At 69.7% G+C, this 13,111-nt stretch carries 15 protein-coding genes; 11 read left to right on the forward strand and 4 right to left on the reverse strand.

The annotated features are described in order from the left end of the window. Positions 1-34 precede the first annotated feature (34 nt). On the forward strand, positions 35-802 hold the full coding sequence (locus ACIBHY_RS50635) for an ABC transporter substrate-binding protein (RefSeq protein WP_397310566.1): 768 nt from the start codon (positions 35-37) through the stop codon (positions 800-802). Here ACIBHY_RS50635 and ACIBHY_RS50640 read toward each other — a convergent pair. Continuing rightward, on the reverse strand, positions 751-1,086 hold the full coding sequence (locus ACIBHY_RS50640) for a S24 family peptidase (RefSeq protein WP_397310568.1): 336 nt from the start codon (positions 1,084-1,086) through the stop codon (positions 751-753). The two genes, ACIBHY_RS50635 and ACIBHY_RS50640, sit on opposite strands and share 52 nt — an antisense overlap. 72 nt (positions 1,087-1,158) lie before the next feature. Between ACIBHY_RS50640 and sodN the strand changes: the two genes are divergently transcribed. From sodN to ACIBHY_RS50655, 3 genes are all read left to right on the forward strand, one after another. After that, positions 1,159-1,560 (forward strand): superoxide dismutase, Ni, encoded by a 402-nt coding sequence (sodN, locus tag ACIBHY_RS50645; RefSeq protein ID WP_221341572.1) that lies wholly within the window; start codon positions 1,159-1,161, stop codon positions 1,558-1,560. A gap of 144 nt (positions 1,561-1,704) precedes the next feature. Continuing rightward, positions 1,705-2,130: an anti-sigma factor gene (locus ACIBHY_RS50650; RefSeq protein WP_184972484.1), complete on the forward strand. Its 426-nt coding sequence runs from the start codon at positions 1,705-1,707 to the stop codon at positions 2,128-2,130. 17 nt (positions 2,131-2,147) lie between these two features. Then, on the forward strand, positions 2,148-2,927 hold the full coding sequence (locus ACIBHY_RS50655) for an RNA polymerase sigma factor SigF (protein WP_379612213.1): 780 nt from the start codon (positions 2,148-2,150) through the stop codon (positions 2,925-2,927). Here the strand turns inward: ACIBHY_RS50655 and ACIBHY_RS50660 are convergent. Next, complete coding sequence (locus tag ACIBHY_RS50660) at positions 2,924-3,283, reverse strand: hypothetical protein (RefSeq protein ID WP_397258113.1); 360 nt, start codon at positions 3,281-3,283, stop codon at positions 2,924-2,926. The genes ACIBHY_RS50655 and ACIBHY_RS50660 overlap by 4 nt on opposite strands. Before the next feature lie 455 nt (positions 3,284-3,738). Between ACIBHY_RS50660 and ACIBHY_RS50665 the strand changes: the two genes are divergently transcribed. Both ACIBHY_RS50665 and ACIBHY_RS50670 read left to right on the forward strand, forming a co-directional pair. Continuing rightward, positions 3,739-4,680, forward strand: coding sequence for a diacylglycerol/lipid kinase family protein (locus tag ACIBHY_RS50665; protein WP_397258115.1), 942 nt, complete (start codon positions 3,739-3,741; stop codon positions 4,678-4,680). Between the two features lie 273 nt (positions 4,681-4,953). Continuing rightward, positions 4,954-5,205, forward strand: coding sequence for a WhiB family transcriptional regulator (locus ACIBHY_RS50670; RefSeq protein WP_184972476.1), 252 nt, complete (start codon positions 4,954-4,956; stop codon positions 5,203-5,205). Positions 5,206-5,621: 416 nt separating this feature from the next. On the opposite strand, the gene ACIBHY_RS50675 is transcribed toward ACIBHY_RS50670, so the two are convergent. Then, positions 5,622-7,112, reverse strand: a complete 1,491-nt coding sequence (locus ACIBHY_RS50675; RefSeq protein WP_397258117.1) for a histidine kinase N-terminal domain-containing protein — start codon at positions 7,110-7,112, stop codon at positions 5,622-5,624. A 1,033-nt stretch (positions 7,113-8,145) separates the two neighbouring features. Between ACIBHY_RS50675 and ACIBHY_RS50680 the strand changes: the two genes are divergently transcribed. Both ACIBHY_RS50680 and bioD read left to right on the forward strand, forming a co-directional pair. Next, positions 8,146-8,865: a GntR family transcriptional regulator gene (locus tag ACIBHY_RS50680; protein ID WP_184972473.1), complete on the forward strand. Its 720-nt coding sequence runs from the start codon at positions 8,146-8,148 to the stop codon at positions 8,863-8,865. A 149-nt stretch (positions 8,866-9,014) separates the two neighbouring features. Continuing rightward, on the forward strand, positions 9,015-9,731 hold the full coding sequence (bioD, locus tag ACIBHY_RS50685) for a dethiobiotin synthase (RefSeq protein ID WP_397310569.1): 717 nt from the start codon (positions 9,015-9,017) through the stop codon (positions 9,729-9,731). Positions 9,732-9,734: 3 nt separating this feature from the next. Here bioD and ACIBHY_RS50690 read toward each other — a convergent pair whose 3' ends face one another. Continuing rightward, positions 9,735-10,367 (reverse strand): hypothetical protein, encoded by a 633-nt coding sequence (locus tag ACIBHY_RS50690; RefSeq protein WP_397310570.1) that lies wholly within the window; start codon positions 10,365-10,367, stop codon positions 9,735-9,737. A 147-nt stretch (positions 10,368-10,514) separates the two neighbouring features. On the opposite strand from ACIBHY_RS50690, the gene ACIBHY_RS50695 reads away from it, so the two are divergent. Genes ACIBHY_RS50695 through ACIBHY_RS50705 form a run of 3 tightly spaced genes read left to right on the forward strand, consistent with a single transcriptional unit; the run spans position 10,515 to position 13,083 of the window. Further along, entirely contained in the window at positions 10,515-11,675 is a 1,161-nt protein-coding gene (locus ACIBHY_RS50695; RefSeq protein WP_397310571.1) for a histidine kinase, read from the forward strand. Then, a complete protein-coding gene (locus ACIBHY_RS50700) occupies positions 11,666-12,319 on the forward strand; it encodes a response regulator (RefSeq protein ID WP_397258126.1) in 654 nt (217 codons plus the stop codon). Before ACIBHY_RS50695 ends, ACIBHY_RS50700 begins: the two co-directional genes overlap by 10 nt. Further along, the gene (locus tag ACIBHY_RS50705) at positions 12,316-13,083 is read left to right on the forward strand and encodes a DUF4097 family beta strand repeat-containing protein (RefSeq protein ID WP_397310572.1); all 768 of its coding nucleotides are present in this window, start codon (positions 12,316-12,318) and stop codon (positions 13,081-13,083) included. Before ACIBHY_RS50700 ends, ACIBHY_RS50705 begins: the two co-directional genes overlap by 4 nt. The last annotated feature ends 28 nt before the right edge of the window (positions 13,084-13,111 follow it).

Below are 13,111 nucleotides of genomic sequence, written 5' to 3' on the forward strand. Positions count from 1 at the left end.
CGGCAGAACGTCTCATGCGGGCTCCCCCGCCCGCGTGAGACGTCGCGCGGTGATCTCGGCCGGTCTCGCGCTGCTCGCGCTCGCCGCCTGCGGAACCGAGCGCGTACGGCACGGCGACCCCTCCGGCGCCCTCACCATGTGCACCAACACGCCCTACGAGCCGTTCGAGTTCGAGCAGGAGGGCGTCATCGTCGGCTTCGACGTGGACCTGGTCTCCCTGGTGGCCCAGGAACTGCGCCGGCCGCTCAAGGTCGTCAGCGTCGAGTTCGACGCCATCCAGAACGGCAGCGCGCTCAACGACGGCACCTGCGACCTGGCCGCCGCCGGAATCACGATCACCGCCGAGCGCAAGAAGAACCTCGACTTCTCCACGCCCTACTTCGAGGCCTCTCAGGCCGTCCTGGTGCGCAGGGACAGCAAGCTGAAGAAGCTGACGGGCGCCAAGATCAAGGTCGGCGTCCAGACGGGCACCACGGGCGCCGACTACGCGCGCGAGAAGGGCCTGACCGTCGTCGAGTACGACGACTCGCTGCAGCAGCTGATCGGGCTGCAGGCCGGACACGTGGACGCGCTGATCCAGGACCGGCCGGTGATCGCGCTCTGGCTGACCAAGCTCAAGCTCGGCAAGGAGCTGAAGCTGCTGGAGAGCCTGGAGACCGGCGAGGAGTACGGCATCGCCGTACGCAAGGGAGACACCGAGCTGCTCCGCACGGTGAACACGGTTCTGGAACGTGCCAGAAAAGACGGAACCTACGCGCGGTTGCGCGACAAATGGCTGGGCAACCTGAGCAACGGCCAGTAGCGCAGCACGACACGGCCCACGATGTCGTCGACCGGGCCGAAGTCCCAGCTGTCGCGTCTGCCCGGAGCGCGCTGGTTGTCGCTCTCCAGCCACCATCCCTCCTCGCCGTGCCATTGGGCCCGCTTGACGATGAGGCGCGCGGGATCGCCGGGCAGGCGGGCGACGACCAGGTCTCCCGGGTGGACCGTGGCGCCCTGCCGTACCAGCAGCCAGTCGCCCGGACGGAGCGCGGGCCGCATGGAGTCCCCTTCGACACGCACTCTCATGTGCTGTGACCCCCTCATCCATGGGCGTTTGCAGCCGAGTAAGGTCGGTAACCGGACCAAGCTGACTCAGCATCAAGGAAGGACTTTCTGATGCTCGCACGACTGCTACGACCCAAGCATGTCGCTTCCGCTCACTGCGACCTGCCCTGCGGCGTCTACGACCCCGCTCAGGCCCGGATCGAGGCGGAGTCGGTCAAGGCGATCATGGAGAAGTACGCCGGCAACGAGGACCCGGTCTTCCGCTCGCGCGCCCTCACGATCAAGGAGGAGCGCAGCGAGCTCGTCAAGCACCACCTGTGGGTGCTCTGGACCGACTACTTCAAGCCCCCGCACCTGGAGCAGTACCCGCAGCTGCACCAGCTGTTCTGGGAGGCCACGAAGCTGGCCGGCGCGGCGGGCGGCAAGGGCACGGTAGACGTGGCCAAGGCCGACGACCTTCTCGGCAAGATCGACGAAATCTCCAAGATCTTCTGGGCGACTAAGGCCGCCTAAATCGGGAGATAAGGCTCTGTGTGGTACCAGCCACGCAGAGCCTTTTCGTTCGTTGGCGAGTCTGAATCCGCCAAGCACCTCTCCGGGGCGGTAAGTTGCAGTCAGCGTCGAAACCGTACGGGGTCGCTGACCCGAGGGAGGAACGTGACCGAGGAAACCGAGACGCGCGCTGAGGGCGTGGCGGGCATCCGCGACGTGGTGAGCATCAGGCTCCCCGCAGCGAGCGCCTACCTGTCCGTGCTGCGTACGGCAACCGCCGGGCTGGCCGCGCGGCTTGACTTCACGCTCGACGAGATCGAGGATCTGCGGATCGCCGTCGACGAGGCGTGCGCCATGCTGCTGACCGAGGCGGTGCCAGGCACCGACCTGACGGCCGAGTTCGAGCTGACCGGGCAGGAGATGCAGGTCAGTGTGGAGGTCGCGACCGTGGGCAACTCGGCGCCCAAACGCGATGACTTCGCGTGGATGGTGCTGACCGCCCTTGCGGATGACGTGGACGCCGTGACCGACTCCCCCGACCGCATGGCGATCGTCCTGCGTAAGCGCCGAGGCGCGGCGAGGCCGGCGTGACGGAAAGGACTGGAGCCATGGCCACCAGCGAACACGCCGTCCCCGACAGGGTGCGTGCCCGCATGCTCTTCGCCGAGCTGGCCGAGCTAGGTCCCGACGAGCCGCGCCGTCAGCGCATCCGGGACGAGCTGGTCGAGCTTCACCTTCCCCTTGTCGAGTACCTGGCCCGCCGCTTCCGCAACCGCGGCGAATGGCTGGACGACCTCACCCAGGTCGCCACCATCGGCCTGATCAAGTCCATCGACCGCTTCGACCTCGCTCGCGGCGTGGAGTTCTCCACCTACGCCACGCCGACGATCGTCGGCGAGATCAAGCGTCACTTCCGCGACAAGGGCTGGGCGGTCCGCGTACCACGCCGCCTGCAGGAGCTGAAGCTGTCGCTGACGAAGGCGATAAGCGAACTGTCGCAGCGCGAGGGCCGCGCCCCGACCGTGGCCGAACTGGCCGCCTTCCTCAAGATGACCGAGGAAGAGGTTCTGGAGGGCCTGGAGTCGGCCAACGCCTACTCGACCGTCTCGCTCGACGCGCCCGACTCCGGCGACGACGACGCGCCCGCCGTGTCCGACTCGCTCGGCATCGTGGACGAGTCGCTCGAAGGCGTCGAGTACCGCGAATCGCTCAAACCGCTGCTCGAACGGCTGCCGCCGCGCGAGAAGCGCATCCTGCTGCTGCGGTTCTTCGGGAACATGACGCAGTCGCAGATCGCCACCGAGCTCGGGATCTCGCAGATGCACGTATCGCGCCTGCTGGCCCGCACGCTCGCGCAGCTACGCGAGGGACTGACCGCCGAGGACTAGCCGTCCTCCCCGTAGAGCGCCTTCGTGGTGGGGGGCGCCAGCAGCACGCCGAGGCCGACCAGGGCGACCGCCATCAGCGGGAACCCCAGGGCCGGCCGGTCCGCCTGGATCAGCGTGACAGCCACCGGGATCATGAAGATCTGGGTGAGCACGCTCGGCGCCCTCCCCCACCGCTCCACCTTGAACAACCCGCCCCACGCGACCCACAGCAACCCGGCCCCGACCAGCAGCCCGAACCCGGCCTCAGCGACGGCGCTCGTCATGCTCTCCGGCCTGCCCACGATGGCCTCGACGGCGACGTAAACCCCCAGGCCCAGGGCCACCAGCCCCTCCAGGGCCACCAACACCGCCGCCACCAACAAAGTCCCAGGACGCGTCACCCCTTCACCCTAGCCGCCATTCCCTCCTCGGCCGTCGCTGCTCTTCTCCTCTCACAAGCCCCTCTCACAAGCCCCCCTCACAAGCCCACGCTCCGTTACGGCAAGCCCAGCCGCCCCCACCCGCCGTCGCGGGCGGGCGCCGATCGTGGGGGTCGCTTCTCACGTCGGACGTGGTCCCCGCCGTCACGGCCCACGTTGACCAGCCACCGTGCCCCAGGCCGGCCACCTGCCGAGAGCGCCGAGCCCCACCGCCCAACGTCCCGCCGTCTCGGCGCCGGGAAGAGCGCGGGCTAACGCCGCCGGGTTGTGGCTCGTCGAAGCCGCTTCACCCGGGTGGTCGGGTTGTTCTGGTTCTTGGGGTTTGGTGGGTGTGGGGTTTTTGGGTGGGTGTGGGAGGAGTGGGGCGATCAGGTAGCGGTTACGGTGGAAGCATGCGTGCGATGTTGCTGGTCAACCCCAAGGCGACCACCACGAACTCGCGGACCCGCGACGTCCTCATCCGCGCCCTGGGCGCCGCCGTTGATCTGACCGTCGAGGAGACCGGCTATCGCGGGCACGCGGCGGCTCTGGCCGGGAAGGCGGCGGCGAAGGGGTTCGACGCGGTAGCCGTACTCGGTGGGGACGGGACCGTCAACGAAACGGTGAACGGCCTGCTCAACACGTCCGCCACCAGCGCGACCGAGCGGCCCGCGCTCATCGTGATCCCCGGCGGCAGCGCGAACGTCTTCGCCCGCGCGCTCGGCCTGCCCAACGACCCTGTCGAGGCCACGGGGGCGGTACTGGAGGCGCTGCGGGAGGACCGGCGGCGGATCGTGAGTTTGGGACATGCCCAATGGGAGGATGAGGGCAGGTACTTCATCTTCTGTTCGGGCATGGGCTATGACGCCGAGGTGATCAGGGCCGTCGAGGGGCTGCGCGGGAGCGGCAGAAAGGCCACTCCCGCACGTTATGTGAACACCGCGCTACGCCACTATGTCGCCACCGACAAGCGCACCCCGGCCATGACGCTCACCGGCCCCGGCATCCCGACCGCGCACGGAATCTTCATGGCGATCATCTCGAACACCTCGCCCTGGACCTACGTGGGCACGCATCCGGTCACCCCTACTCCGTGGGCGAGTTTCGAGACCGGGCTCGACCTGCTGGGGCTCCAGCGGCTGGGGCTCCCGACCATGGTGCCGCTGATCCGCAAGATCCTCACGGAGAGTGATCGCCTTCCGTCCGGACGCCACCTGGTCCAGTTGCACGACGAGGCCGAGTTCACGCTGACCGCCGAACGCCCCGTCGCCTTTCAGCTCGACGGTGACTACCTCGGCGAGCGAGAATCCATCACATTCCGGGCTACACCGAACGCGTTACAAGTTCTGGTCTAGATGGTTACATTCGGTCATTGTGTGACGCATCCGACATCCATCTCCGCCAAAACTTCCCACCAACCCTCTTGCGTGCACTCTGCGTGGCTGAAAAGCTCGTGAATGACATCGGAACGTAGGACCTTTAATCAGCCCCTTAGAGGTCTGCCGGTGTTCAGCGGGCATCCCCGGGTCCACAGGATTCGGGAAAGGTTCGCGCGAGTTAGTGAATCTCTTCACAAAGTACTAGCCGCACGGAGTCAACCACCGGCTCCATCCACTAAGGAGTGACGCATGGACTGGCGCCACCGAGCTGCCTGCCGTGACGTGGACCCCGAGCTGTTCTTCCCGATCGGCAACACCGGCCCCGCGCTCATGCAGATCGAGGAGGCCAAGCAGGTCTGTCGTTCCTGCTCGGCCGTCGAGAAGTGCCTGAAGTGGGCGCTGGAGTCCGGTCAGGACGCCGGCGTGTGGGGTGGCCTGAGCGAAGACGAGCGCCGCGCACTCAAGCGCCGCCGCGCCCGCACTCGCGCCGCCGCCCTCTGAGCACAAGGTCTTTGAAGATCATCATAAGGTACGGCACAGCCGGCCTGACACCACCCGCCGCCCTTGGCGGGCGCCGATCGTGGGGATCGCTTCTCACGTCGGACGTGGTACCCGCCGTCACGGCGCATCCTTGGCCGCCCAAGTGGTCCGACCCCTTGGACGACCAAGAACGCGCCGTGGCGGCTCCCGCATGCCACCCCCGCAACGCCTGACCGGCCCAGCCCAAGCGCCGACCACCAAAATCGCAGGCCAACGCCGCGTCACCCCAAGCTCGCGCAGCCACCCGAGCTTACGCGGCCACCGCTCTCGCGCCCTGAGTGGTGCCGTCAGCCCTGCCTCCGGCCCCAGGGCTCGCATCCCGCGTATCCCCAGGAACACGCCCGCCGTACCCTCGAAATGGCCTGTTGCGGCGCGTCCTAGGGGCGGGACGTGTCGGGAGGGGCGGTGGGGAGGGGGATCGAGAGGGAGGCCTCGGTGCCGCCGCCGTCGCGAGGGGCCAGGGCGAGTTTGCCGGAGAGTTCGCCGACCACCAGGGTGCGGACGATCTGCAGGCCGAGGCTGGTGGAGTTCTCCAGGTCGAAGTCCTCGGGGAGGCCCAGGCCGTCGTCCCAGACGAGGATGTTCAGGCGCTCGGGCTCGGCCTTCACCACCACCTGGAGGCGCTTGGGGCGGCCGTGCTGGAGGGCGTTCTGGAGGAGTTCGGTCAGCGCCATGGCCAGCGGGGTGGCGATCAGCGACGGGAGGATGCCGAACGCGCCCACCCGGCGCGGGGTGACGGCGGCCTCGGGAGCCGACACCTCTCCCGCCATGGCGATCACGCGGTCGGCGATGTCGTCGAAGTCCACGAACTCCTCGGGGGCGTGCGAGAGCGTCTCGTGCACGATCGCGATCGAACCCACGCGGCGCACCGCCTCTTCCAACGCCTCCCTGCCCTCGGGGACGCGTAGGCGCCTGGCCTGGAGGCGGAGGAGGGCGGCCACGGTCTGGAGGTTGTTCTTGACGCGGTGGTGGATCTCGCGGATGGTGGCGTCCTTGGTCATCAGCTCGCGTTCGCGGCGGCGCAGCTCGGTGACGTCGCGGATGAGGACCAGCGCTCCGATACGGCCGCCGCCCACGATCAACGGGATCGCCCGGAGCTGAACGATCGTGCCGCCCGACTCCACCTCGGTCTCCTTGGCCGCGCGCCCGCTGGCCACGATCATGAGGTCCTCGTTGATGGGCTCGTCGGAGTAGCAGAGCTGCGCCGTGACGCGGCCCAGCTCGGCGCCCACGAGGTCGGCGTGCAGGCCCAGGCGGCGGTAGGCGGACAGGGCGTTCGGGGAGGCGTAGGTGACGCGTCCGGCACGGTCCAGCCTGAGCAGGCCGTCGCCCACCCGGGGCGACCGCACCAGGATCGGCTCCTCCCCCGAGAACGGGAACCGTCCCTCCGCCACCATCTGGGCCAGGTCGGAGGCGCTCTGAAGGTAGGTGAGTTCGAGGCGGGAGGGGGTGCGGGCCGACGACAGGTTCGTGGAGCGCTGGATGACGCCGATGAAGCGGCCGGAGCCGTCGGGCAGCGTGCGGCGTACCGGAATCGTCTCCTCGCGGACCGGAACGCCCGTCGACCAGTCGGGGTCGCCCTCGCGGCAGATGCGGCGCTCGTTCCACGCGGTGTCGATCAGATGGCGCTCGCCGCGGCCGACGACGCTGCCGACGATGTCGTCGTGGTAGACGGTGGGGCCGGTGGTGGGACGCATCTGCGCGATCGCGATCCAGCCACGCTCCTCCAGCAGGGGCGTCCACAGGATGAGATCGGCGAACGAGAGGTCGGCCAGCAGCTGCCAGTCGGAGACCAGCGAGTGCAGCCAATCGAGATCAGCCTCGTCAAGGGCGGTGTGGCGGACGACGAGGTCGCTGAGAGTCGGCACGAGTGCATCATGCGTGCTTAGCACCGCTACAACCAAACCGACCACCCGCTGCCCGAGCCGTTTCGCGCCCTACGGGACCAATCCCGGGCACAACTACCCGGTTGCTAATGGGGGCGGAAGCCCGGACACCGAAGGGCACACGGACGACGCCGACCCGAGCACGTCGGGCACAGGCGGCCCAGGAGACACGAGGCCGAAGGCCGCTGGTGCGGTGGCCGAGCGGAGACGCCGGGGTGCGGAACCGGCGGCCACTGGTGCGGTGGACGGGTGGAGGCGCGGGGCAGGTGGAGGGTCAGGCCTGGCCGGAGGGACGCGGCGCGGTGGGGGCGAGGCGCGGCGGGCGGGAAGACGGAGCTGTGGTGGGCGGGTGGAGGTGCAGACAGGTGGGGGTGCGGGCCTGGTGGGGGTGCGGGCCTGGCAGATGCCGGAGGTGCGGGCGGCCCGAGGCAGGAGGCGTGGTGGGGCGGGTGAGGGTCGGTGGGGTGGGGTGGGGCAGGGGCGGGGAAGGGTGGGGGATTGTGCACTCAAATGGGTTTTTTCGGGAATCTCACATTGTGAGAACCGTCACACTGTCCCCATCGCTCAGTTTCCCAGCCGGAACTGTGCGAGCGACCCCGGAGGTGACCAGCACGTTGATCGACTCAGCGAGGTCGTTCACCTCGGACACGGCCCCAGCCCAGGCCCGCGTGAGCGCCGCATGCCCCGTGGTGGATATCCTTCTCAGTCAGCCTGAGCTGCCAGTACGCGCGCGTGTCCAGGCGGGCGAGCTGGCCGCCGTGGCCCGCGAGTCCGGCCTGGATACCGGCGTCCCGGCAGGAGCTGTCGTGCCGGTCGTCCGAGGGGCGCCGGAGACCGCACTGGGGGTCGCCGCCACCTGTGCGGAGCACGGCGTACGCGTCGGATGCCTCCGGCCGCCGCCAGTGCCCACACGACACTCTTGCCTGTGGTTGACCGCTCGGGCCAATCTGAGTTCCGATGATCTCGCGGTGATCAGACACGCCCTCACCGCCGTGGCAGAAGTGAAGGTGAGAGCGTGACTGAGGACCCCCCTCGCGTACCTAAGTACTACGACGTCAAACGCAGCCTGCTCGAACTGACCAAGAGCCTGCCGCCGGGTACCGCGCTGCCGCCCGAGCGGACGCTGGCCGTACGCTTCGAGACGTCGCGCACGACGGTGCGCCAGGCGCTCACCGAGCTCGTGGTGGAGGGCAGGCTGCTGCGCATCCAGGGCAAGGGCACATTTGTCGCCCAGCCCAAGGTGGCGCAGGTCCTGCAGCTGACCTCTTACATCGGCGACCTGCGCACCGCCGGGCTCGAACCGGACACCAAGATCCTGGAGATCGGCTACATCACCGCCGACGAGCCGCTCGCCCGCCGCCTGGCCATCAACCCGGGCGGACGCGTGCTGCGCATCCACCGCCTGCGCCTGGCCAACGGCGAACCCGTCTCCATCGACACCACCCACCTCTCGGCCCGCCGCTTCCCCAGGCTGCGCCGCGAGCTGGAAGTGCACTCCTCGCTCTACGAGACGCTGCACAACGCCTACAACGTGCGCCTCACGGACGCCGAGGAGATCATCGAGACGGTCCTCGCCACGCCGTACGACGCGAAGGCCCTCGGCGTGGACGTCGGCCTCCCGATGCTCCTGCTGACCCGCCACGCCTTCGACGCCGACGGCAATCCGGTCGAGTGGGCACAATCCCTCTACCGCGGCGACCGCTACAAATTCGTCACCCGCCTACGCCGCCCCTAAAACTCCATTCCCCCTTACGGCAAGCCGCACCACCCACCCCCCGCCACCACCCGCGCACCCCAAGTCGCTTCCACGCCCATCGGGCGCGCCGCCACCTCGCCGTGACGGCCGCGCCCTGGGCCGGCCGTGCGGTCGCTATCGTGGGCCTCATGAGTGTCGTGGTAGTCACGGGGACCGACACCGGAGTGGGCATGACGGTCGTCACCGCCGCGGTCGCCGCCCTGGCCAGGCGGCGGGGCGCGAACGTGGCCGTGGTCAAGCCCGCCCAGACCGGCGTGAGGCCCGGCGAACCCGCTGACCTGGACGAGGTGATCAGGCTCTCCGGGGTCACCACCACCTTCGAGTTCGCCCGCTACCCGGACCCGCTCTCGCCCGCGGCGGCTGCCCGCGCGAGCGGTCTGCCGCCGGTGTCGCTGCCCGAGGTGGCGGTGCGGGTGCGGGAGCTGGCGGAGTCGAACCAGCTCGTCCTGGTCGAAGGCGTGGGCGGCCTGCTGGTGCGCTTCGACGAGGACGGCACCACGCTCGCCGACCTGGCCCGGCTGCTGACCGCGCAGGTGCTGGTCGTGGCGGGCCCCGGGCTCGGCACGCTCAACCACACCGCGCTGACGCTGGAGGCGCTCGCGCACCGGGGCCTCGACCTGGCCGGGCTGGTGATCGGGTCGTGGCCGGACGAGCCGGACCTGGCCGAGCGCCTGAACGTGGCCGACCTGGAGATGCTGGCCGCCCGTCCGCTGGCCGGCGCGCTTCCCGCGAACGCCGCCGGCCACCCCGACTTCGCCGCACTGGCCCACGCCGCCCTCGGTCCCACATTGGGGGGCGGTTTCGACCCCGCGAGGTTCCGCCAGACGTTCAAGCCCGCGTGGTGACCGTCAGGCGTTCCGGCAGCGGGCCTGCGGCAGTCCGCACACCCGTGCCGCCATCGTCCTGGCCTGCTTCACCAGCGCCTTGAAGTCCTTGACCGGCAGCCCGCGCCCGGAGTCGCCGACCTCGATGTAGATGAGCACGGCCGCACCCTTCCTGACCGCGACGAAGCGCATGGCCCCCTCGTAGTCCCGCTGGACCGCCCTGATGCCCTCGTCGCCGACCTTGAGCGGACGGCTGGTGTAGGTGGACTTCAGGAAGTCGTCGCCGCTGACGGCGCAGCGCTTCAGGTCGGCGCGCAGGCCGTTCATGACCGTCTTGGCCGCCTTCACGTCGCGGTAGAGGGCCACCTGCTCACCCCAGGACTCGACCTCGACCGTCTTGACGATCGTCCGGGAGGCGATCCGGCCCCGGTCGGCCGCCTTCTTGCCGGACCAGTAGCGGTGCTCGCACGGGTCGAGCAGCAGGCCCGCCGTACGCGCGTCGCTGATCTTCCATTGCTCGACGTCCTTGTGCGGCCCGCGCGCGGCGGCCTCCGTCAGCAGGAGGCCCTTCGGCAGCGCCGAAGAGGCGGCCTGCGCGGGTACGCCCCACACCAGCGTCGCGGTCACCGCCGCGAGGGCGATCCCTGTCGTCATCATCGTTCCTCCCCTGTCCCGGTCCCCCTTCGTGAGATGCGGATCGTGGCCCACTGGTTCGGACGTAAGGCAGGGTGGGGCTAGCACCACCCCCACTTCGCCCAGCAGACCCCTGTCGAGGATCGGCGGCCAGTCCATAGGTTGGAGAGCATGAAAGTCCCCCGCCCCTGGTCGGCGCGTACCTGGCTGGACACGGCGCATGTCGTGACCGGTGTGCCGATCGCCGTGGTGCTCGCCGTGCTGACGGTCGTGCTGGCCGTCCTGCCGCCGGTGCTGCGGCGCAGCGTGCGCGGCCTGACCGCGGTGCAGCGTTCGCGCCTGGCCGCCTTCCTGGGGTTCGTGCTGCCGCCGGTGCCGCGCAGCACGGCCTGGCGCGACCGGCGGCTGTGGCGGCAGATCGGCTTCCACTTGCTGGCGCCGGTGCTGAGCGCGTTCGCTGTCGTGCTGGTCTGCGGGTTGTGGGGCGGCGGGGTGGTGGGGCTGACCGCGTTCCTGCAGCCGGTGCTGCAGCCGCCGCCGGGGGTGTTCAGGTTCGATCTGCGCAATCCGGTCGTGGCGTCGTTGTTCACGGCCGTGGGACTGGCCATGCTGATGCTGGCTCCGATCGCGGCGCGGGCGATGGCTGTACTGGAGATCTCGATCGCGCGGGCGCTGCTGGGGCCGAGCCACGCTGAGCTCGGCGAGCGCATCGAGAACCTCCAGGAGAGCAGGGCGGGCGTGATCGACGCCGCCGACGCCGAGCGCCGCCGCATCGAGCGTGACCTGCACGACGGCGCCCAGCAGCGGCTGGTGTCGCTGGCCATGAACCTGGGCCTGGCCCGCGCCACCCTCACCGACCTGCCGGCGCCCGCCAAGGAAGCCATCGAGCAGGCGCACGAGGAGGCCAAGCAGGCCCTGCGCGAGCTACGCGACTTCGTGCGCGGCCTGCACCCCGCGGTACTCAACGACCAGGGCCTGGACGCGGCCCTGTCCGGCGTCGCCGCCCGCTCCCTGGTGCCGGTACGGCTGCGCGTCGACATCGCCCAACGGGTCTCGCCCACCATCGAGGCGGTCGCGTTCTTCGTGGTATCCGAGGCGCTCACCAACATCGCCAAGCACGCCCAGGCGCGGTCCGCCGAGATCTCGGTGCGCCGGCGCGACCAATGGCTGACGCTGACGATCGTGGACGACGGGCGGGGCGGGGCCAGCATGGAGGGCGGAACCGGGCTGCGCGGGCTGGCGCAACGCGTCCGCTCGGTGGATGGATCGCTGCACCTGGAAAGCCCGCTCGGCGGGCCGACGATGATCGAAGTGGAGCTACCGTGCGAGTAGTGCTGGCCGAGGACTCCGTTCTGCTCAGGGAAGGGCTCATCCGGCTGCTCGAAGCCTCCGGCATGCGGGTGGTGGCGACCTCGGGCGACGCCGAGGGGCTGTTGCGGGCCGCCGACGAGCACCGGCCCGACCTCGTGCTGACCGACGTCCGGATGCCGCCCACGCACACCGACGAGGGCCTGCGCGCCGCGCTCGTGCTGCGCCGCCAGCAGCCGGAGCTGGCCGTTCTGGTGCTCTCGCAGTACGTCGAGGAACGCTACGCCGCCCAGTTGCTCTCCTCGGCGACCGGCAGCGTCGGTTACCTGTTGAAGGACCGGGTGGCCGACGTGACCGAGTTCATCGACGCGCTGCGCCGGGTGGCGGCGGGCGGCACGGTCCTGGACCCCGAGGTGGTCTCCCAGCTTCTCCTGCGCGGGCACAGCGACCCGCTCGACCGGCTCACCCCGCGCGAGCAGGAGGTGCTGAAGCTGATGGCCGAGGGCCGCTCGAACGCCGGCATCGGGCAGGAGCTCGTGCTCAGCGAAGGGGCGGTCGGCAAGCACATCGGCAACATCTTCACCAAGCTCGACCTCTCGCCCGCCGAAGGCGACCACCGCCGGGTGCTGGCGGTCCTGCACTTCCTCAAGATCAGGAGCGCGCTGTGAGGGCGGTCTGGCTGACGTTCGGCGCCGTGCTGACGGTGCTCGCGCTGTTCCTGGCCGGCGGCGGGATGTGGGCGGGCTTCGCCCGTGCCCGCCCGCCGACGCACCAGAGCACGCGCACCATCCCTTTCGTCGGCAAGAAGCTCCAGATCGAGGCGCGCGGCGACGTGAGCGTGTCGATCGTGCCGGGCGCCGCCGGCGAGATCCAGCTCGACCAGCGGCTGCGCTGGTCGGAGACGCGGCCGAACGTCTCCGAGGACTGGAACGGCACCACCCTGCGCCTGGCCGCGGACTGCCCCAACATCAACAACGACCGCCGCCTCACGTGCGACACCGACTACACGGTCTTCGTGCCCTCGGAGACCAACCTGGACGCGACGGTGGAGGCCGGCACCCTCCGGGTCGACAGCCTGTACGGCGACGTCCGCATGACCACGGTCTCCGGGGACATCGGCGTCACCCAGACCGTGGGCACGTTGTGGGCGCGCAGTGGTTCCGGCAGCATCCGCGCCTACGACCTGCGCGGCGACACGGCCGACACCGAGACCGGCGAGGGACAGGTCGAGCTCAACTTCCGTGAGCGGCCCATGAACGTGAAGGCGCTGGTCCGCACGCAGGGCGACATCAGGATCAACGTGGAGGACGGCGCCTATGACGTCACCGTCCAGGCGGAGACCCCCGACGTCGACGTGGTCCACGACCCTTCCTCGGTCCGCAAGATCGACGCCCGTGCCCAGTACGGCCGGGTCGACATCTGCTGTGGATGACCTCTGTTTGAGGAGGTGACTGGTTGGT

This window comes from Nonomuraea sp. NPDC050547 (assembly GCF_044457345.1).
Classification (GTDB): domain Bacteria; phylum Actinomycetota; class Actinomycetes; order Streptosporangiales; family Streptosporangiaceae; genus Nonomuraea.